This is a genomic window from Clostridium arbusti SL206, assembly GCF_000246895.1.
Taxonomy (GTDB): Bacteria; Bacillota; Clostridia; order Clostridiales; family Clostridiaceae; genus Clostridium_I; species Clostridium_I arbusti.
In genome coordinates this window covers 1-21,735 of the sequence record NZ_BAEV01000020.1, presented here as the reverse complement: position 1 = coordinate 21,735, position 21,735 = coordinate 1, and the positions used below count along the sequence as shown (strand labels likewise).

Here is a 21,735-nt window from a genome sequence, read left to right as displayed (position 1 = left end):
TTTTATGGAGATTTGAAAAACAAGGGACTGTTGCACTAAGAACTTAGTACAACAGTCCCTTGTTTCTAAAGAATTCCAAAATTCATACTGACTACTTCACCACCGGTCTTCCAATTGAATAATACTCAACCTCTGCTTCCTTGGCTTCTTCCAATCTATAACAATTACGGCCGTCAAATATTACAGGTTTTTTCATTAATTCTCTATAAGTATCTAATTTTAATCCAGTGATTTCTTTCCACTCAGTGAAAAGAAAAGCTAAATCCGCATTCTTTAGAGCTTCTTTTGGGTCTTGTACATAAGTTATCTCCTGCTCTGAAAATAGCTTTTTAAAGTTATCTTCTCCTACTGGATCATAGGCAACTACTTCTGCTCCCTCTTGTAAAAGCATTTTTACATTTGGAATAGATGGTGCTTCTCTTAAGTCATCTGTACCAGGCTTAAAAGTCAGTCCAAGTACTGCCACCTTTAGTCCCCTTAATATTTTGCATCTTTGCTTTGCTTTTCTTATTAGCCTGAATTTTTGATTCTCATTAACGTCTATAGTTGCTTTAACTGTTTTTACCTCGTATCCACAGCCATCAGCTAACCAGTGAAGTGCTTTTGTATCCTTAGGGAAACAAGAACCACCGTATCCAATTCCTGCTTTTAGGAATTTATCTCCTATACGTGGATCATAAGACATGCCTTCTGTTACGTGTTCTATATTTGCACCTACCAGTTCACAAAGATTTGCAATTTCATTTACAAAGGAAATCTTTAATGCTAAAAAGTCATTTGATGCATATTTTATCATCTCTGCACTTCTTCTATCCGTAACTACAATAGGTTGATTGAATCTATTATAAATCTCTTTCATAACATTCTTTGCGTTTTCAGATTCTACTCCTACCACAATACGCTTTGCATGAAGTGTATCTTTAACTGCTGTACCCTGAGCTAAGAATTCTGGGTTGGATGCTACTTCTATATTTACATCATTAACTAAATTATCTTTTAAGAATTCTTCCACTTCATCATTAGTACCTATAGGCACTGTGGATTTAACTACTACTAAGCAATCCTTAGTTACATTTTGTGCAATTTGTCTTGCCACTATATATACATAGTCTAGATTAGCCGATCCGTCTGCCTTTTCAGGAGTACCTACCCCTATAAATATTACATCTGCATCACTATATGCAGTTTTATAATCCGTAGTAAAATCAAGTCTACCCTCGCTGTAATTTCTCTTTAATATATCATCTAAACCCGGTTCATATATTGGAGAAACTCCATCCTTCATAAGTTGAACTTTCTTTTCATCAATATCTACACAAGTTACATTATGGCCTACCTCTGATAGGCAAGCTCCACTTACTAGTCCTACATATCCAGTCCCTGCTACAACTATTTTCATTTTACATTTCCCCTCTTAAGTTTATATCCCTTTATCTTATATTACTTTTAACCGGACTAACTTGGTGTAAGTCTCCAACGCACTCTGTGAAAGCGATTCACACAAAATCAAAAAGAAGATTTTGGTTCTCTGCTTGCACTCTGCGAAAGTGATTCGCACCAAATTAAAATTTGGGCTCTCTACTTTTCTTCAAGTGGGAGGCCAACGCCAAGTAAGCCATGCATTCGCAGTTCTAAAATTCAGATAGGGTAAAAGAATCCCCACCTGAATTAAGAACTTGCTTCAATTATAGAACAATTATGGTAATACATTTTATAATTTATAGTTAATATTGTTAACTTTATTACTAGAATTTTAATTTTTAAGTTTATTTAGGCATATGAAAATAAATAGTAAGTCAAATATACTGGCATACTGACTAGTTATTTATTTGAATGTGCCTTATCACAATAGTTACATTATAATTATATCTTTACAGTTTGTAAATGACAGGGAACTTATCACAAATAGTATTGTATAATTTATATATAAAAGTTAATGGATATAAAATAAATGTGAAAATAGCTTCATTTAATATATATTAGATAATAATTATCATACTATAAATCATATAATTTATCATAATGATTAAATATTGAAGGGAGAATTTATGCTTATAAGAAATCAAAATGATATTAGAAAAGTTATTCAAAATGTTTCCCAGTGTATAGGTAAAGCAACAATATTAAATACACTAGAAAAAAGGATATCAGAAGATGGTAAAATCCCTATTGTAGATTATATCCAAGTTCCTATTAGTTATAAAAATCACTTAATAACAATAAGTGCACAGAGAATTAATAATTCTTCAAATTTTACTAATACTATCATATCTGAAATAGATGGTAATTATAATGAAGTAGTGAAAATACTAATAGGACCTACATTTGTAAACAATCCTAATATAACAGGTAATTTTTCATGTACAGAAAAAAATTTAACAAAAATACTTAATTATCTGTAGATTTCTTTATAAATATAAGTGATAACTGAATAAATACTTTTAAGGATTTAGATTAATTTCTAAATCCTTTTTATCCGATAACTAGCCGCTGTAACACTCCACTGCACTCTGCTTTTCTATAAGGCGGGGATAACAGCAACACGTTCCTGGATAATTCATCTAAACTTAGTTGGAGTACAAATTCCGACTAAGTAAGCTTCATTGATATTCTAGTTGTGAATTTAAATACTATATTACTCAAAAGTTGATATAATCCAATTAAAAAGTATTTCTAGATTTGGTCTTAATTTTTTATAAAATACTTGTATGGTGAAATTCAATATGATATTATGTGAATAATGTATTAATAATTTGTGAATACTCATAGCATATTGAGGCGATAAAATGAAAAAAGTATTAATAATTATATCTTTATTTACATTTGTAATGCTTATGTTTATATTATACTGTTATTTGACGTGAATGGTTTTACATAATGAAAGCTATGAAAAGGATTTGAATTTTTATAAAATCTTGTATTTATAAACGTATACATGGTATAAAACTCCTCTAATTGTAAATAATTATTATAAGAAGATATGGAGGATTATATTATGGAGAATACAGATACAACTATAAAAACAACTATTACTATAAATAAAAGAAACAGGGTATTGATGAGACTGTTAGTTAAAGAATTATCAGCTATAGGCGCTATTGAAGATAGTGAAGCTGACTTAATTATTGCCAAGACAGATGTTTTATAGGTGTAAGCTAGTTTGGGAATATAGCAATGGTTTATAATAAAAAAGCACCCTTTAAGGAGTGCTTTTTTTATTTTATTCAGTTACTTTAGGTAAATATGCTGCTATCCCCATATTAACTATTCCTTAAATTTCCTTCCCCCACTGGCATATTCTTCAATAAAAATATATAATATACCTTAGTGAATCTTATACAAAATAAACTTTGGAGGAACATAATGAAAAAGAAGAAAATATTTATTCCCATTATAATAGTACTTGTAGTTATTGCTATCATAGGTGGAGGCAGTTATTTATACATAAACAGTAAACTATCAAAAATCAAAATTACAAAGATATCAGACAAGCCTTCTGATCTTGGTATAAATACAAAGCAGTTTAATACTGATACTAGTAAAGATGTTGATAAAAATTATACTAACATACTACTTATGGGTGCAGACAGTCGTGATCCTGAAACTGATCCAGGTCTTGTAGATTCCATAATGATTCTAAGTGTTGATAAAGCTCACAATAAAATAAAAATCACTTCACTAATGAGAGATATGCTCATAGATAATATTCAGGGAGAAGGCGCTACTAAAGGTACCACTCAGGACAGAATCAATGTTATCTATAAACAAGGTGGAGGTAAAAACGGCGGCGGTCAATATGCCATCAAAGCCATAAACAGTAATTTTGACATGAACATTAAAGACTACGTAAAAGTAGACTTTACCCATTTTGATAAAATTGTAGATGCCGTTGGTGGTATAGATATGAATATATCTTCCTCTGAGGTAGACGTTGCTAATGGCTACATAAGAGAAGTGGCAAAACTTGAAGGAGTAACTCCTAAGCTATTAACTGAAGGCGGCATGCAGCATTTAAACGGTGTACAAGCTTTAGGTTATTCTAGAATAAGATACGTAGGAAGACAGGATTTTCAGAGAACGGAAAGGCAGAGAGCTGTTTTAACTCAAGTTTTCAGTAAACTATCTTCCATGAGCATTACCGATGCCTCTACAGCCCTTGATACTATTTTCCCTGATGTGGAAACTTCACTATCAAAAACAGACATCCTTGCAGATACTTCTTATGTAATAACTAATAAGATCAGAACTATTGACCAATTTAGGCTTCCAGAAGATAAATCTGGTTATAGCTATAGCAAATACATTAATGGTGTGTATTTCTTAGGCTGGGATAAAGCTAAGAATGTAGCCGATCTTCATCAGTTTATATTTGAAGGGGATTTGAAGTAGTATGCAACTCACCCCTGGGGTGTAATTTTTTCCATAAATCACATTTTCTACACCCCAGGGGTGCGAATAAATGGAAATAGTTTCATTTATTGCACCAATGGGGTATGATTTTATTATTTCAATACCAACATTATCTATAATAACACTGGCTGAATAACAATTGCATCAACATTCTTATCAAAATTATTCTCATTCTTAGTATATGATTTTATAAATGCATCAATATTTTTTATTATCTTATCTTTATCGTATATAAAGAAAAATACATTTTTTGTTTGATAATGATAAATATCCGAACCAATTTCCTCTTCAATAGTTCTTTCCGTCATACTATTTCTGCTACATTTTACTTCTATAACTACATCATATTCATCTATATAAATATCATATCTTACAGAATTATATCCAGTATCATTTGAAACCTCTAATCTTACCAGAGGAAATATTGGTTTAATAATATTTAATGACTACCCCATCTTAAATAAAATAAAAATAATGGATCTAAAATATATAGTATATTGTCTTTCCATTCAAATACTTGATAAATTGCCTCCTTTTCGTTTACAATACTCTGAAGCTGAATTAAAGCATCTTTAATCTTTCTTTTATCAAGCTTATCTATAGAACTTATTATTAAATCATCAATTCTTTTTTTTATTTCATCTAAGGATAATCCCATTATAGGTGGATTCTCAGCTATGGCCTTTACGATTAAACCATATACATCTATAGATTCCCCTGTCTTAATCTTATAAAGGCGTCTTCCTTTCCCTCTAGTATTAGGTCCTTCTTTTAATGTCTTTATAACATCTTTATATTCAAAATTTAAAGTAGTAAATTTATAACTTTCTTCAAGTTTTGAAAAATCAACTATTCTCCTTGTACATTCATTATCTAAATCTAATATGGTTGATAGACTAAGACATATATACTGCATTAATTGTGGGGATGTAAGACTTTCTTTTGCTATATTTAAGGCAACTTCATCTGATATTTCTACTTCTAATTTTTTAAATCCCTTTATTGCAATTTGTTTTAATTCTTCTTCATTCCAAGGCTCAATGTTAATTAAACTTAGCCTGCCACTCAGATCTGCATTTTTTCTTATAGCATCATCAGCTCTATGTGGTAGTGATACTATAATAGCTTTAAATTCTCTTCTTATGGCATCTTTTAACTGTTGTGCAATATATACCTGAGCATTTTCTGGTGCATAATGAAAATCATCTAAAACTAGAACCAATTCATTCTCCTTAAAATAATCAATAACTCTATCTTTGCTGGTAATATATCTTTGTGTCTCACTTAATTTTTTAGTTAATTTACCATTTGAATTACTATGAGTTTCGCTATATTCACCTTCAACTGATATACCAACTTTTTGAGCTAGCACTTTCCAAAAATCATTAGAAGATGAAAAATCTCCTCCTTGTATCTCAACCAAATCTTTCAAATCTATAACTTTTTCACAAAGAACTGTCTTACCCATTTTTGAAGGTCCTACTATTGATGTCAAAAAACCTGATATCTTTAATGCTTGTTTTAATCTAGTTTCATAATTAACATTAATTTCAGGGGATACTCGTGATATATAAGTGTATTCCGGAAATGAGCCCGGCTTAAATACTTTTTCAGCCAATAATTTTCTCATAATACATTCCCTCCACTAACTTTTATTAAAATTATATCCCATATCTTATATTTTAAACTTTTTAATATGTTTTTATTAACTTTAATTAACTTTATCCTATTTTTATTAGTTTTAATTATATTTTAATATATTTTATATACCCTTTTCAACTTATATTCAAAATATAATCTATAAAAATGGATTTAACTTACCTTTAAAGACTATTGGAAATTTTTCCATAACCCATATTTTTTTACACCCCAGGGGTGTAATTTTTTCCATTTAATCCTTACTTAATTGTTATTCTCTTTGCCCCATAATAATCAGGCATATAACGGAGTGCTGTTATTTTTACTTTGTCTCCTGGTTTAGGTGCATTTATAAAATTACCATTTCCTATGTATATACCTACATGATATATGCTGCTAGCTGTTTTCCCAAAGAAAACTAAATCACCTGGTTGCAGGCTGCTCTTACTCACTGACTTTCCATAACCATACTGCTCCGCTGCATTATGAGGAAGCTTTACACTAAAATGATTGTATACGTACTCTGTAAATCCTGAACAATCAAATCCGCTGGGACTCTCTCCTCCCCAAACATATTTAACTCCTTTAAACTTTTCAGCATAGCTTATTATAGCTTGTCCTTTTGTTGTAGATACCTTATTCGATAAAGTAACAACTGATTTTACCTCTGCTGTAGATATAGTCTTACTTGAAGATACGCTATTTCCACTGACATCAATGGCAGTGACTGTTATAGTGTGATTACCCTTTGATAGCTTGGACACATTTAAATTATACCTAAAACCACTGTTACCCTTAAGATATACTGGATATGCTTTAGCTACATCAGCTCTACTTAGTCCTATGGTAGCATTTCCTACAAATTTATTATCTATTGATATCTTTACTTGCCTCATATTTTCAATACTCAAGGCCCAACCTGATACAATTATGCTATTTTTAACATGCTGACCCTGCTGTGGTGAATCTATGTATAATAAATCCTTTGGCTTTGATATTTTAACAGATTTACTAGTTACTACTCCATCATTGCCCATTGATTTAACTGTTATTGTGTGGTTTCCTGCAGAAATTTTATTTTTAGGTATAGTCAATAAATATCCACTGTTCTTATTGTTGTACTTTGGAAATACCTTGGCCACATCTGGTCTAAATCTGCCAATAGAAGCATTTCCAATTAATCTATTATCAACATAGACTTGAACTTGCTTTACTCCAGAACCATTGAGTACCCAGCCATTCACATTAAAATTCTTATTTACATTGAATCCAGAAGATGGAGTATCTATACATGTCAGTGGTTGTAGACTTGGTGCTGGTTTAGCCTTTGTCTTAGCTGCTGTATATGAGGTAACTTTTACTGCTGCCAAAGTATTTACTGTATTAGAAATTACGCTTTCATTTCCAGCAGCTGCATAGGTATTTGTAGTTGGTAATACTGCTCCAATTGAACCTGCCGCTACCAATAGTAGAATAATAAGTTTTTTATTCATCTTTATCTTCAGTGAGAGAATGTAACATATAATAATTGGAAGTCTCTCGCTAAAACTCACCTTCTTTCAATTTATAGGTTAATAATTCATATAGTTCTAGAAGGAATTAAAAAAATCCTCTTTATTATCATAATCTTAATTTGTGGTCTAGGCTTTATTCTAAAAGATTCCTTTTATTTTCAGTATTATACTTATGTGTAACCCACTCCCAGGGTGTAATTTTTTCCATAAATCACATTTCCTACACCCCAGTGGTTCAATTTCTTCCATTTAACAGAAATACGATTAATATTTTTCTTTTAAAAAATCTATATATTTATTTCCAAAGACTTCAAATTGTTGTAATACAGGAATGAACTCTTCTCCAATCTTAGTAAGAGAGTATTCCACATGCGGTGGCACTTCTGCATACACATATCTATTAATCATTCCATACTGTTCAAGAATACGTAGTTGCTTTGTAAGTGTAGCTTGTGTAACACCTGGAACTTTACGTTTTAATTCTCCAAAACGCAGTGTTTTTTCACATAAATTATAAATAACTATCAAAGCCCATTTCCCACTAAAAATCTTTATATGTACAAAGCAGATGATGATATTTTTGAAGTACTTTATTTTACTGAGGTAAACGCTACTATATATTCATTTAGTGGTGAAACAGAAGAAATTAAATTCTAAACTTAATATCTATAAATGTATAAAATTAAACCTAAGATAGCTATGAACTGCCCCCTGTCAAGTAGACAGGGGGCAGTTCACAATCCTAGGTTTTTTGAAAGTAGAGTTACTTATGAGAAAATTTTAGAAATAACATTAATATATTTCTGAAATAAAAGTTGCTGCATTAAAATCATTGAAGATTGGAATCAAATTCACTTAGGTTACATAATTGTTAATATATATTTACCAATTTATTCACAAATTTTAACCGTATACATCCATATTCTAAATTGACAATAAATATCATTGTAGTAAAATACACATATAAAAATAAGGTAAGGATGTGAAGATATGTCAAAAGTACTTTTTTTAAACCTTTCAGCTCATGGCCATGTTAATCCTACATTGGGATTAGTAAATGAATTAACAAAAAGAGGAGAAGAAGTGACTTATTTTTGTTCAGAAGACTTTAAAGAAAAAATAGAAAGTACAGGAGCTCTATTTAAAAGTTACAAAGGAGAATCCAATCCTCTTACAAAAAAACATACTATTACTAAAGAAATGAATATTAACGAATTCTTAAATCATATAAATGAACTTCTTAATTCCAGTGAAGAAGTTATAAAAGATATTTTATATCAAATTAAAGATACAAAATTTGATTACGTTGCTTATGCTGCTATGTTCCCTTTTGGAAATATTATTGCCCAAATACTAAAAATTCCTTCTATTTCGTCCTTTGCAGTATTTGCTACCCCAAAAGAACTTATGGCTCAAAATAAATATTTAATGGATAAAGATTTAATGAAAAATCATCCGGCTATAGCTAATTATAAAAGAGTATCTGAAAACTTAAAGAAAACTTATAATGTAAAAATGCCTGATGAAATACTTAGTTTATTTTTTAATAAAGGTGATATAAATATTGCATATACTTCTAAATATTTTGTTTCACATATGGAATACTATGATGATAGTTTTAAATTTATAGGTCCACCAATATATGATAGAAAAGAGAATTTAGATTTTCCCTTTGAAAAATTAAAAGGAAAGAAAGTTATTTATATTTCACTTGGTACAGTATTTAATAATACTAATAGTAAACTATATGATATATTCTTTAAAAGCTTTGCTAATACTGATGCTATTGTAGTTATGGCTGCATACAATGTAGATTTATCTCAATTTGATATACCTAAAAATTTCATTGTACAAAACTATGTTCCCCAATCAGAAATTTTAAAATATACCGATGTTGCCATAACTCATGCTGGAATGAATAGTACCAGTGACTTACTGTATAATAATATACCTTTTGTAGCAATACCTATAAGTGCAGATCAGCCTTATATGGCAGGAAGATCTGCAGAACTTGGAGCAGCTATTTCTCTTGATAAAGACAAGCTTACTCCAGAAATTTTAAAAGATTCTGTGGAAAAGGTTTTAACTGATCCAAGCTATCTTGAAAATATTAAAAAGATAAGCCATTCTTTTAGAAAAGCTGGTGGTTATAAAAAAGCAGTTGAAGAAATCTTTAAATTGAAAGAAGAAAGAAGTGTTTTAGCTTAAACTATAAAACATTAACCTATAAAAAAGAGCCTAAATTTAGGCTCTTATATATAATCTATAGTCAATACTTCCTCTAATTTCAATGCATTAATCATATTATTGAAAATAGTCTCTACTTTCGCTGGAGTATCATATCCTACTTCTTCAACGAATTTTAATATAGTTTTTGAAAATGGTACAAGTCCACTATAGTTCTTAATTATCCATTTATTAAATTCCACTTCTTCATCTTTAATATTAGGATAAATATTTCTCAAATCCAAAGTTTTCTTCACATATAGAGTAGTAATAAATACTACCTGCTCTGGTGAAAGACTTTCAATTGGTTGAACTCCTATGGTTTTAATTTGAATTTCATCATCTTTTTCGTAATGATCATTTAAATTAAATCCATATTTAATGAGCCTGTTATCGATCATTGAATCATATATCATATCATTAATAACTCTACAGAGAATACTACTATAATGACCTATTGCATCTTCTTTAAATTTTACAATTTTAAAGCTCTCTTCAAGGCAAATTATACGTTGAAGTTCATGGGCAGCCTCAAAGGACTCCTCTAATAGTATTGGTGCATTTTTTACTGCAATGCAATAGGGATTATTATCTATAAAGGGTAATGTTCCATAAGACATATTTGCCCCTGAATTGATGGTCTTTTTAAGCCACAGTAATTCCCTCTTAATGTTTTGTCTTTCATTTTCGTAAAATATATTAAAAGCTTGGCTTTCTTTCTTTATTTCACTAAGTATGTATTCTTCATCATAATATTTTAGATTTTCTTTTTCTAATTCTTCTAAAAAATCCTTACCTATGCAACAATTTTTATATTTTTTACCGCTCATACATGGACAAGGATCATTTCTATTTATTTTGTTCACAATATCACCTCAATAGTTATTATATATTACACCCCAGGGGTGTAATTTTTTCCATATTTAACATTCATTATACCCCTGGGGTGCAAATTTTTCCATTCAACTTAAATATTATAAAATCGATTAACATTGCGTGTTTCTTAGAGTGGGAGCTAATACAGATAATATGGCTGATCTTTACCAGCTTATGCGATAACAGCACCACATCCATGAACAATTCATCTAACCTTAGTGTGAGTACAAATTCTACTAAATAAGATTCATTGATATTTGAAATGAATTTGAAGTAATGTTTACTATAATTTAAAATCTCGTTAATACCTATAAAGTTAATAACCATTATAATTTATCTATAGTAAATATATAGACACTAGCGGTATACCTTCTAGACAAGCTGTCTATAATAAAACTAAAGGGGTGATTATAATGGTTATTTTTATTGGTTCTTTTATAACTGCAGTTTACTTATTTGTACTTGCTTTATGTAAAGCAGCATCTAAAGGCGAACATTTGTAATCTGAATAATTTTTTATTCCATTTTGAATTTACTTAACTCTTTATCCCATTCTGATATAGAAGTATACTCAAGTGGATTCTCATAGAAGAACCACTTAAATGCAGAACGTTTGGAATTAAAGGCTTTATTATACTTTTCCATCATACCATTGAATTTATCGTCAGCATGTAAGTAAGGATCATTTCCATCCAGCTTTACAATATATCTATATTTAAAAAAGTTATCTCCATTGTCATTTTCATAGAACATATGGGGATTGGTAGTTAAAATCGTTATTTTTTCTCTTGTTGTCTTCCCTTCAGCTAGCTGCCTTTTTGCTGCTGATTTGGGAATTATTTTATTGTACCTTCCATTTGAGAAATGATAAAGTATCATTCTTTACACCTCATTTCACTTATAATTTTATCACTAATCAGTATAAAAGTAAAAGAAGTCAGATTATACCCAATATTTGGACATAATCCGACTTAGTTTATTGAACCGCTGTAGTATGATTTATTCCATTTTTGGAACTTATCGCACCCCAGGGGTGTAATTTTTTCCAATTTTTATAAGTGTGGACATTAGAAAAAAATAAGCAGGAGTTAAAATCCTGCTTTAGACTATAATAAGGCTGGTAATGACTAGTCTTCATCATATTACTATTAAGCAAATGTATCCAATATATTATCAGAATAACTCTGTTTTGATGTATTTAAATTATTATCAACACTTTTTGATGCTTGCACCTGTTGACTAGAAGTTTGATTTGTACTTTGAGATTGTTTTTGCTGAATTTCACTTTGAATTTGTTGTAACTGAGCTTGTAGTTGACTAATTTTAGACTGTTTTATCTTTTCATCGTCTTTACTTACCTTTTCTTGTTGTATCTCTTTCTGAATATCTAATGCTTGTTTACTAAGTACATTGCTATCACTAGTGCTATTCACTACGCTTACGCTATTCGATGTAAAAGAAATTGATGAAATACTCATTTTAAAATCACCCCAAATCTAATTATTTCTTCCTTTATTATATAATATCTAGTTAGGCATGTGAAAATAAATAACAAGTCAAAGATGCGACGTATATTTTGAAATATACAAAGAAACAGGTTCTGATGATAGTGATGCTATCAGAAGGTTCTGTTAACGTAGTATAATTCAAAATAGACTAGTATACTGACTAGTTATTTATCTGAAGATGCCTTATTACATTTAGATTATCAAATAACTGTGTGAAAATTATTTGATAATCACCCCGTACCCTAGATGAAGCACCATAAGATTATAGTCTCAATTTTCTAATTTCTTCAACAGTAAGACCAGTTCCTGCTGCTATTTGTTCTATACTTAATCCCATTTTCAGAAGGCTTTTTGCAACTTCAATTTTCCCTTCTTCTCTTCCTTCCTCTCTTCCTTTTCTCTCTGCAGTTTTGAGTTCAGCCTTATAATCTCTCATAGCCTTTAAATCATTTTCATATATTTCTCTTTCTTCACTATCAAGATACATAATATCAAGCTTTTCAATAGCCCTTTTCACTTCCTTATCCAAGGCTAATTCTTCTGGTATTTTATTGACATCTATTTCATAAGCTCTATTTAAAAAAGTTACCCATCTGTCTAGTGTACTACTTAAACTCTTATAGTCTTTTTTAAATTTATTTAATTCAATAAAATGCATTTCAAATATATTTGAAAATTCCTTTTTACTCTTTTCATTGAATACCTTGTATACATTGTGAAAATCTTCTTCATCTATATAATTAAAATCCAGTATGTTTATAGCTATAGTTTTTCTTAGGGTTTCAAAATCATCTCCACTTTCTATCTGATCTGAATATACCTTTGCCCAATAGTAAAAGGCCCTTTTATCATAGAAACTCTGCTCTGCCAGCTGCATTTCTATGTCATACCATACCCCTTTTTCGTCCACTGCTTTTATATCCAGTATGGTCATTTTACCCTTTCTATAATTCGCTATGTTATAGGGATTTTTTAATTGTATATCAGAAATCTGCTCATGTTCTGAAAGCATTGAATTTATGAAGGATATCAATAAATCTTTATTTTCCGGACTTGCAAACAGTTTTTTAAACGCAAAATCTACTTTTGGATTTAATCTGCACATTGTTTTACCACTCCCCTTCCATTATTTACACCCCAGGGGTGTAAATTTTTCCAATTTCTCATCACATTACTATCTCACATCTATCTTACCTATATTATATCCAATTTTATTGGAAACTTCATTATCTATTTAAATAATCCGTAAGAACTTCTGTGTAAAAATATATCATGAAGAATCCCTTGTTTTTAGAATCTAATTTTGAATAAATGGCGAACTAGATAGGATAGACATAAGTGGAATTTAAGAATTGAATAATGTAGTGTGAAATAATTAACCTTTCTACATTCAGATAAATATTGTACTGAATATATTTAAATTATATGGTAAAATTATGGGTAATTAATTCAAACCACGTGAGATAGGACGAATTAAAAAGACAGTGGAGAGTTAAGAGTTGAAAGTTGAGCGTGATGAAGATTTTTCCTCCATTATACTATGAAAAAATTCCAATAGATGGCTAAAATTACACCCCTGGGGTGTAATTTTAGCCAATGTTAATTTCTTAGTTTTTAAACTTTTTTCGTAGCATAGTGTAGAAAAAGCCTTATTAACTATTAATTCTTAACTCATAACTGGTTTTTAACTGTCCACTTTCAACTAAGAAAAGGTTGTTTCACCCTTTTCTAATAAAATGCACTAGTAATACAATGCGGCATATGAACGATGTAAACAATTCAATAAATATGAATTTGTAGAGGGAGGATTTAAATACAAATAAGTTTATGATTTAATAGACACCTTCCTTCATTCTCCTCTTACTAATAAGACTTCCTAAGAGCCAGAGTGAAACGATCCAAATAAGTAAATATATAAGCTGTCCTGTAAATTTTAATATACCATTTCCATTTTCTATACCCTGACTCAGTGTCATATATGCCTTTTGCGGGAGGATATTGCAAATGGTATCAAGAACTTTATTATCCCCCGTAAAAGAATAGAAACAGCCTGCTAATATAGAAGTTATGATATAAATTGCACTGGCCACTAAAGATATGTTACTCTCTATTGCTGATGCAATAAATAAAGCAAGTGCCGTTGAGAGAGCACAAAGAATCCCAATTAATATTGCCAGCATTCCAAGACTAAATCCGATTTCTATGCCAAAACACAACTTTGTAATAGCAATTGACAAATAGGTAGGTATATAAATACATAAAAAAGTAAAGATTCCCTGTGCAAAAATATATTGCTTTTCACTTACTGGTGCTGTTAATATCCGTCTAAATGTTTTTAGTGTTCTATCCTCTGGATAAAGTGTAATCAATGCAACCCCCTGCATTAAAATGATCATTAGAATAAATCCTAAAATGTTCGTTCCAGTGCCTCTTTGCGCCCCTTTATTATGATCACTTTCCGAAATTTTGCCCAATTTAAAAAAGTTTTCTATGACTTTCTTATCAGCTTTATTTTTTATAGTTGTTATATCATAGGTTCCATTATTTTTTTCTTCCACAATAGCAGCATATTTACCTAAAAGCAGCTTCGACGTAGCTGGTTTTTTATTCATTACGTCAATTTGAATCCTATCATTTTTAGGAATGTTCTGTGGATTATTTGAAACCAAGGCAATATGTGCCTTCATGTCAGTTTTTCCAGAAAACAACACAGCCACTCCGATCATAATCGGTACAACTACCACTGCCACTATAATGATGGCCTTTTGGGTTAAAATCCTGTTTAAATTATTTTTCAATAGATTAATTACATTCATTATACATATTCCTCCGGTTTAAAAATGATTTCACATATTATGATACAAATTATAGCTCCAAACAACACAATGGCAAGTGTGGGTAGGTATATGCTGAAGTCATTATCATAAATAACCTTAAAGGCACATTCTGTAATCCACTTCACTGGCGATATATATGATATTGTCTCCACGATTTTTCCAAGACTAGCTACCGGGAAAAAGATACCACCAAAAAAAACGAACAATAATATTGGAATCTGCATCACCGAATTTGCTGCTTCTTCATTTTTGAAAATACAGCAAAACATAGTTCCTAAAGAACATCCAAATAGCGACAATATATTGATTAACAACATAATATATAAAATATTCTTACCTCCAAAGTTAATATGAAAAAGATATTGTCCTACACACAATATGACACTGTATGAAACCGTACCCAAAATATAAGTAGAAATCAATTTGGATAGATATATTTCCGTTTTCGAAACTGGTGCATAGGTGATGCGTGTATTCCCTCTTTTAACCTTTTCCTCCATGAAGGTATTGGTAGCTGTCATAGCAATCAATAACGCTGTAAAAATCATCATGGTGACTCCATAATAATCATAGGAGCTTACACTTCCTGCACCATAACCACCCTTTGTGACAAAACCTATGACCCCAATGAGTATTAATGGAAATACAGTATTCAAAATTAACAGCATTGGGTTTCTAAGGATATTCATGAAATCAAATTTAACTATTTTTATAAAATTCATATGCTCCCTCCTAATCCCTTAGATTTCTTCCAGTCAATTCTAAGAATACAGTTTCTAAAGATGCCTCTTTACTGCTCATGTTTTCAATTTTACAGCCCTTTGCTGTTACTTTGGATATAATTTCATTGAGATTGTCTTTTAACTTTTCGTTAGTTATCTCAATGGTATTTTCAGATATTTTAACTTTTGTTACACCATCAATTTCATAAAACTGCTTATCACTTAATTTATTTAAATTTTTCATACTAAAGGAATAGGTGATTTCATCATTCACTTTCTTCTTTAATTCTTCTTTTGTACCCTCTGCAATAATCTTTCCATCATTCATAATAATAATTTGATCACAAATTGCTTCCACCTCTTCCATGTAGTGTGTAGAATATATAACCGTTGCGCCTCTTTTTTTAAGGGTTTTAATGGATTCCAATATATGATTTCTTGACTGGGGATCTATGCCAACCGTGGGTTCATCCATAATAATAAACTGCGGCTGATGTGCAATTCCACAAGCGATATTTAATCTTCTTTTCATGCCCCCTGAAAAAGTCTTTGGCTTATCATCTTTTTTATCATAAAGAGCTACCAGTTCCAAAGCCTCCTTTACCTGGCTTTCCAGCTGTTTTCCTTTGATGTTATACAGGCTTGCAAAAAACCGCACATTTTTTTCAGCAGAAATTTCTTCATAAATGGCTAAATCCTGAGGAACGATTCCAATTCCCTGTTTGATAGGATTTATATCTTTTTTTAAATCATAGCCCAATATGCTTATTTCACCCTTATCAGCTGATAATATGGTGGCCAAAATATTGATAGTTGTACTTTTACCTGCTCCATTAGGGCCAAGAAACCCAAGAATTTCACCCTTATTTACTACAAAATTAATTCCATCAACGGCTTTTTTAGTATGATAATTTTTTTCTAAATTTTTAACTGTAACAATATTATTCATAATAAATATCCCCCTTTAGACATTATACTGTCTAAAAGAATAATAACAGAATGTTTAAATTTAGTCAATATACTGTCTATTTTTAAATAAGTATACATCCGAAATACCCTATAAAATAAGATGCATAATAAGGCATATGAAAATAAATAGTAAGTCAAAGATGCTACGGATATTTTGAAGTCTACAAGGAAACGGGTTCTGAGGATAGTGAGCTATCTGAGGGTTCTGTTGACGTAGTAGGATTCAAAATAGACTAGTAACTGACTAGTTATTTATTTGAATGTGCCTCAATGTTACTTTCATTATTTAGTTTTTCCTATTTTACTATGAATATTTTGGAAAAAAATATTAATAAATCTTACTGACTTCAAGCAGAGAACCAAATCTTAGGTTTTACATGGATCACTTTCAACGAGTGCGGCATAAGTGTTACAGTAGCTAGTCATCAGATAAAAAAAGCCTTACATTAGGTAAATAGTAGTATCCTTTAAAGATGCTACCATCCCCCATGTAAAGGCTCATATTAGAAGAGTTATAGACAGATAGAGACAATTTATTCATTTTTATTTTCTTCATTTTGAGAATGATTTCTTCTCCTTTCAAATTCCTTCAGTTCTCTTATTTGATCCTCATTCAGTCCTTCCTCCATTCCCACATTAGCATCTTCTTCAAAACCATCCTGCTCTTCACCATCAAACCGATACATTTTTTTTAACAGACCCCACAATATATCCATTTCTTCTGTGGTAAAATCTTTAAAAAGATCTGCAAAAAACTTCAATGATCTTACGGAGCAATCAATCATGACCTGTTTTCCAGACTCCGTAATTCTGACATTAACTGCACGCTTATCCTGTTTACTGGGTACAGTGATAACATAACCTTTATTTTCTATAATCCTTATAAGTTGTTTCACACTCTGTTTAGTGGTACCTAATTTTCTCGCAATATTATTCATTGTAGTTTCATCTTCCGCTAGATGGAAAATTGCAATCATTGTCATAAGCTGTCTTGAAGTTAAGCTCCCAAGGTATTGATCGCCTTTTACCTGAAGCTTATTGGCAAGAGAAAAAAGTGTAGCATAAGTTTGCTGCATTAAAAACAACTCTCTGTAAAGATCCATAAATATCTGCTCCTTTATTTTTGGTAATTATATTGTCTATAATAATAACAGAACATTTCAAATTCATCAATATTCACTCTTATGCTGCTTATTCATCCTATAGATGCAATTCTTTCCCGTTGAAGAATCACCTTAATCATTCACAAATTCATACCCATATGAATAACATATCAATATAGTTATTTAAATATTGGGGGTATTTCGGTGGGATACTATGTTGGAGTAGAACCGAAGGTAAAAATTTATGTAGAGGATCTCAACCCAGAAGGTAATAAGACAATTGTATTTCTACATGGTTGGCCTGGAAGCCATAATTTATTTGAGTATCAGTTTAATGAGCTTCCTAAACGCGGATACAGATGTATTGGCATAGATCAAAGAGGGTTTGGTGAATCAGATAAGCCCTTTACAGGATATGATTACAATAGATTGTCAGACGATGTTTTTGGTGTGGTTAAAGCTTTAGGATTAAAAAATTTTACACTGGCAGGTCATTCAACAGGAGGAGCAATTGCTGTCAGATATATGGGTAGACATAAAGAATATGGTGTCTCCAAGCTTGCCCTTTTTGCAGCAGCAGCCCCTAGCCTTATTAAACGTCCTAATTTTCCTTACGGTGTAGATACAGAAGTTGTAACGAATATTATTCAGGCAACATATGCTGATCGTCCTAAAATGCTCAGTGATTTTGGTGATATATTTTTCTTTCAACATATAACTGAACCCTTCGCCGATTGGTTCCTAAACTTAGGGTTACAAGCATCAGGCTGGGCAACTGCTGCAATCGCAAATACTTGGATACGTGAAGAACTATTTTCTGATTTAGCGGCAATAAATGTTCCTACATTAATTATTCATGGCATTCATGACAAGGTTGTTCCATTCTCACTTGGTGAGGTACAAAAACAAAGTATTAGAAATTCAAAGCTTGTACCATTCAAGTACAGCGGTCATGCCTCCTTCTATGATCAGAAAGATAAATTTAATGAGGAATTGATGAAATTTATTGAAGAATAATATGATGCTGCTTAGGAAAATACATTAGGCATCTGAAAATAAATAAGAAGTCAAAGATGCGACGAATATTTTGAATCCAACAAGGAAACAGGTTCTAATGATAGTTGGCTATCAGAGGGTTCTGTTGACGCAGTAGGATTTAAAATAGGCTAGCATACTGACTTGTTTATTTTTTGAAGATGCCTTATAATATTAAAAAAGTAAAATATTAAAAAACACCGTATTATTCAACGAAGAATTTTACGGTGTTTTTATGTTCACATATGAAAGTTAGCTTGATTTAAGCACTTCACTATAATGTACGTGCAGGTGGAGCCATAAATTCAGGACCAACGGCTTCTTTTACATACTTGTTTACAATTGATTCAATAGTTTTATAATCTTCTTCTTTCAATTTCCAACCATCAATAGTTTTAATGGCATCCAATTGATCAGGACGACGAGCACCCCATAATGCAATGCCAGAAACAGGTTGATCAATTAGCCAACGAATGGCAAGACTAATAACAGATTTTCCATAACTTTCTTTTACCCATTTGTCTAGAGCTTCCACAGCATTAATGTAACTAGGAAAACGCTTAGGTTGAAATTTTGGATCAGTATTACGTAAATCGTCACCATCAAATTTACGATCAGCTTTCATTTTTCCACTAAGTAGTCCACGGCAAATGCTGCCATAGTACAAAGCTGTAATATTTTCATTTTTTACATAAGGTAATAAATCTTTTTTGAAATCCTGTTCAAAAATATTGTAAGGTGGCTGAACTGTGTGTATAGGAGCAAATTTCTTAAATGTTTCCATTTGCAGAGAACTAAAATTACTTACACCAATAGCACGAATTTTTCCAGCATCAAGAAGACTTTTCATTGTTAATGCAGTCTCTTCAATAGGTACAAGAGGATCTGGCCAATGAATTTGATAAATATCTATATAATCTGTTTTAAGACGTTGCAGAGAATCATCTATTTCCTTTAGGATATTTTCTTTCGTATTATTACGATAAACCTTTCCATCACCTTTAGACCAATCCAATCCCACTTTAGTAGCTATATAAAAAGAATCTCGTGGTATATTTTTAACTGCTTCTCCCACAATTTTTTCCGATTCTCCTCTACCATAAGCTGGAGCAGTATCTATCAAATTAATACCTAAATCTAAAGCATGCTTAATAGTTGCAACAGATTGCTTAACATCAGTACCTCCCCAATCAGATCCACCAATGGCCCAAGTTCCTAATGCAACTTTTGACAATCCTTTAAGATTTGTTTTGTTGATTTCTGTATATTCCATTCAATCATCTCCCAAATAGTAGTATATCACTATATTATAATTTACCTCAAAGTTATAAGTTTTTCCATAACAAACATTTTTTCCACCCCTGGGGTGTAATTTTTTCCATATTGAACATTTTTTCCACCCCTGGGGTGTAAATATTTCCATAATAAATATAATATATTATAGAAATATTATTTATTCAAGATTATAATTAAAATTGACTATTAAGTTAGCATAATGAATTAAATAATAAAAATGGAGGATTTAATTATGGTTGAATGGGATAATAAATACAAACTTGGGTTAGAAGAAATTGATAAGCAGCATAAAAAATTATTTGATTTAGCAGAAGAAATCTATAATTTATTGAAAAGTGACTTGATTGTAGACAAGTACAACAGAATAGTTGATTTAATAAATGAGTTAAGAGACTATACTGCCTTTCATTTTAGTGAAGAAGAAAAATATATGGAAAGCATTAAATATAAAAAATTGTTTACTCATAAAATAGAACATCTAAAATTTATTGATACTGTTACAAAATTTGATTTGGACAAAATAGATGAGAATCAAGATGCCTATATTTTAGAATTACTAGATTTCGTTACTAATTGGATAGATAATCATATTCTACATACAGATTTAAAGATAATAGAAAAATAATAGGTGCAGTTCTTAGAGCTGCACCTATTATTATGTAAAAATACATCATGAAAAATCCTATAGTTTTTAATATGATATAATTTCTATATGTATTGAGTCCAAGTTGTAAAATATAATGCATTAATGAAGGAGTTAAGAATAACATGACCAATGTGTTTTTAAAAGAAGTCAATTCGAAAAATGATGATTTGCACCAATTGATTTTTAAACTTGATAGTGAGATGTTAAAAAAATACCCTGAAGAAGGTATATTTGGTGTAGATTTTAATGACCCCAAAGTGAATGAAATAGTTTTTGTTGTTGCATACATTAATGATTATGCTGTTGGATGCGGTGGTATACGTCCTTTAGACTCAAATAGTGTAGAATTAAAAAGATTCTATGTTGACAGTGAATTCCGAAAGCAAGGAATAGCATCTAAAATTCTTTTGTTTCTTGAGAATAAAGCAAAAAGTATGGGCTATAATTCAATAAAATTAGAAACCGGACCACTTCAACCAGAGTCTATCTCCTTATATAGAAAATTTGGATATGTTGATATTGAGCTTTATGGAGAGTATGTAAACAGTAAATACAGTGTTTGTTTTGAGAAGATACTTTGATTTGATGGAATAACAATTAATCTGAGATAAAGCATTATGTAGTCATTAATGTTAAAAAAGCTAATTTATATCCAATATTTTGGAATAAGCTGGCTTTTTCTTTATATGTGAAAAATCCTTAATATATGACAAACTCATAATACATTATTATAAATATTTATCTGTAACCTCTAGCTTCAATTTTCTAATTTTCTAATTTGTTCAACAGTAAGGCCAGTTCCTGTTGCTATTTGTTCTATACTTAATCCCATTCTTAGAAAGCTTTTTGCAACCTCAATTTTTCCTTTTTCCATGCCTTTTTCCATGCCTTCTTCTCTTCCTTTTTCTATTCCCTTTCTCTCAGCAGTTTTGAGTTCAGCCTTATAATCTCTCAT

General features: G+C 30.7%; 21 protein-coding genes and 1 pseudogene. 7 read left to right on the top strand and 15 right to left on the bottom strand.

All coding sequences use genetic code 11. The annotated features are described in order from the left end of the window. Positions 1-91: 91 nt before the first annotated feature. Complete coding sequence (locus RH99_RS05680) at positions 92-1,399, bottom strand: UDP-glucose dehydrogenase family protein (protein ID WP_010235155.1); 1,308 nt, start codon at positions 1,397-1,399, stop codon at positions 92-94. A gap of 649 nt (positions 1,400-2,048) precedes the next feature. Here RH99_RS05680 and RH99_RS05675 point away from each other — a divergent pair. The 3 genes from RH99_RS05675 (at position 2,049) to RH99_RS05670 (ending at position 4,389) form a co-directional block, all read left to right on the top strand. Further along, positions 2,049-2,402, top strand: coding sequence for a hypothetical protein (locus tag RH99_RS05675; protein WP_010235153.1), 354 nt, complete (start codon positions 2,049-2,051; stop codon positions 2,400-2,402). A gap of 593 nt (positions 2,403-2,995) precedes the next feature. Continuing rightward, positions 2,996-3,148, top strand: coding sequence for a hypothetical protein (locus RH99_RS19200; RefSeq protein WP_158511937.1), 153 nt, complete (start codon positions 2,996-2,998; stop codon positions 3,146-3,148). A 215-nt stretch (positions 3,149-3,363) separates the two neighbouring features. Beyond that, the gene (locus RH99_RS05670) at positions 3,364-4,389 is read left to right on the top strand and encodes an LCP family protein (RefSeq protein WP_010235152.1); all 1,026 of its coding nucleotides are present in this window, start codon (positions 3,364-3,366) and stop codon (positions 4,387-4,389) included. A gap of 134 nt (positions 4,390-4,523) precedes the next feature. Here RH99_RS05670 and RH99_RS05665 read toward each other — a convergent pair whose 3' ends face one another. The 4 genes from RH99_RS05665 to RH99_RS05650 form a co-directional block, all read right to left on the bottom strand. Further along, a complete protein-coding gene (locus tag RH99_RS05665; RefSeq protein WP_279373416.1) occupies positions 4,524-4,835 on the bottom strand; it encodes a PD-(D/E)XK nuclease domain-containing protein in 312 nt (103 codons plus the stop codon). 14 nt (positions 4,836-4,849) lie between these two features. Continuing rightward, complete coding sequence (locus RH99_RS05660; RefSeq protein ID WP_010235146.1) at positions 4,850-6,040, bottom strand: P-loop NTPase family protein; 1,191 nt, start codon at positions 6,038-6,040, stop codon at positions 4,850-4,852. Positions 6,041-6,308: 268 nt separating this feature from the next. Then, entirely contained in the window at positions 6,309-7,541 is a 1,233-nt protein-coding gene (locus RH99_RS19195) for a C40 family peptidase (RefSeq protein WP_010235143.1), read from the bottom strand. Between the two features lie 285 nt (positions 7,542-7,826). After that, the gene (locus RH99_RS05650) at positions 7,827-8,111 is read right to left on the bottom strand and encodes a winged helix-turn-helix transcriptional regulator (RefSeq protein ID WP_373854701.1); all 285 of its coding nucleotides are present in this window, start codon (positions 8,109-8,111) and stop codon (positions 7,827-7,829) included. A 441-nt stretch (positions 8,112-8,552) separates the two neighbouring features. Here RH99_RS05650 and RH99_RS05645 point away from each other — a divergent pair, with 441 nt between their 5' ends. Further along, a complete protein-coding gene (locus RH99_RS05645; RefSeq protein ID WP_010235140.1) occupies positions 8,553-9,770 on the top strand; it encodes a macrolide family glycosyltransferase in 1,218 nt (405 codons plus the stop codon). A 44-nt stretch (positions 9,771-9,814) separates the two neighbouring features. Here the strand turns inward: RH99_RS05645 and RH99_RS05640 are convergent, their stop codons facing one another. The 8 genes from RH99_RS05640 to RH99_RS05605 form a co-directional block, all read right to left on the bottom strand. Then, entirely contained in the window at positions 9,815-10,654 is an 840-nt protein-coding gene (locus RH99_RS05640) for a YecA family protein (RefSeq protein WP_010235138.1), read from the bottom strand. Between the two features lie 526 nt (positions 10,655-11,180). Further along, complete coding sequence (locus tag RH99_RS05635) at positions 11,181-11,543, bottom strand: hypothetical protein (protein ID WP_010235136.1); 363 nt, start codon at positions 11,541-11,543, stop codon at positions 11,181-11,183. Between the two features lie 269 nt (positions 11,544-11,812). Beyond that, positions 11,813-12,142: a FlxA-like family protein gene (locus RH99_RS05630; protein WP_010235133.1), complete on the bottom strand. Its 330-nt coding sequence runs from the start codon at positions 12,140-12,142 to the stop codon at positions 11,813-11,815. 292 nt (positions 12,143-12,434) lie between these two features. Continuing rightward, positions 12,435-13,277: an Rpn family recombination-promoting nuclease/putative transposase gene (locus RH99_RS05625; RefSeq protein WP_010235130.1), complete on the bottom strand. Its 843-nt coding sequence runs from the start codon at positions 13,275-13,277 to the stop codon at positions 12,435-12,437. A 727-nt stretch (positions 13,278-14,004) separates the two neighbouring features. Next, a complete protein-coding gene (locus RH99_RS05620; protein ID WP_010235127.1) occupies positions 14,005-14,988 on the bottom strand; it encodes an ABC transporter permease in 984 nt (327 codons plus the stop codon). Then, positions 14,988-15,731: an ABC transporter permease gene (locus tag RH99_RS05615; RefSeq protein WP_010235124.1), complete on the bottom strand. Its 744-nt coding sequence runs from the start codon at positions 15,729-15,731 to the stop codon at positions 14,988-14,990. The genes RH99_RS05620 and RH99_RS05615 overlap by 1 nt, the downstream gene beginning before the upstream one ends. A 10-nt stretch (positions 15,732-15,741) precedes the next feature. Next, on the bottom strand, positions 15,742-16,680 hold the full coding sequence (locus tag RH99_RS05610; RefSeq protein ID WP_010235122.1) for an ABC transporter ATP-binding protein: 939 nt from the start codon (positions 16,678-16,680) through the stop codon (positions 15,742-15,744). A gap of 553 nt (positions 16,681-17,233) precedes the next feature. Continuing rightward, a complete protein-coding gene (locus tag RH99_RS05605) occupies positions 17,234-17,803 on the bottom strand; it encodes a MarR family winged helix-turn-helix transcriptional regulator (RefSeq protein WP_010235119.1) in 570 nt (189 codons plus the stop codon). A 204-nt stretch (positions 17,804-18,007) separates the two neighbouring features. Between RH99_RS05605 and RH99_RS05600 the strand changes: the two genes are divergently transcribed. Then, the gene (locus RH99_RS05600; RefSeq protein WP_010235117.1) at positions 18,008-18,820 is read left to right on the top strand and encodes an alpha/beta fold hydrolase; all 813 of its coding nucleotides are present in this window, start codon (positions 18,008-18,010) and stop codon (positions 18,818-18,820) included. A 292-nt stretch (positions 18,821-19,112) separates the two neighbouring features. Here RH99_RS05600 and RH99_RS05595 read toward each other — a convergent pair whose 3' ends face one another. Next, the gene (locus RH99_RS05595) at positions 19,113-20,111 is read right to left on the bottom strand and encodes an aldo/keto reductase (protein WP_010235114.1); all 999 of its coding nucleotides are present in this window, start codon (positions 20,109-20,111) and stop codon (positions 19,113-19,115) included. A 255-nt stretch (positions 20,112-20,366) separates the two neighbouring features. On the opposite strand from RH99_RS05595, the gene RH99_RS05590 reads away from it, so the two are divergent. Together RH99_RS05590 and RH99_RS05585 are read left to right on the top strand one after the other, a co-directional pair. Further along, positions 20,367-20,759: a bacteriohemerythrin gene (locus RH99_RS05590; RefSeq protein WP_010235112.1), complete on the top strand. Its 393-nt coding sequence runs from the start codon at positions 20,367-20,369 to the stop codon at positions 20,757-20,759. Between the two features lie 143 nt (positions 20,760-20,902). Beyond that, on the top strand, positions 20,903-21,361 hold the full coding sequence (locus tag RH99_RS05585) for a GNAT family N-acetyltransferase (RefSeq protein WP_010235110.1): 459 nt from the start codon (positions 20,903-20,905) through the stop codon (positions 21,359-21,361). 176 nt (positions 21,362-21,537) lie between these two features. Here RH99_RS05585 and RH99_RS05580 read toward each other — a convergent pair. Continuing rightward, positions 21,538-21,735: pseudogene (locus tag RH99_RS05580) on the bottom strand (Rpn family recombination-promoting nuclease/putative transposase); the annotation flags it as partial.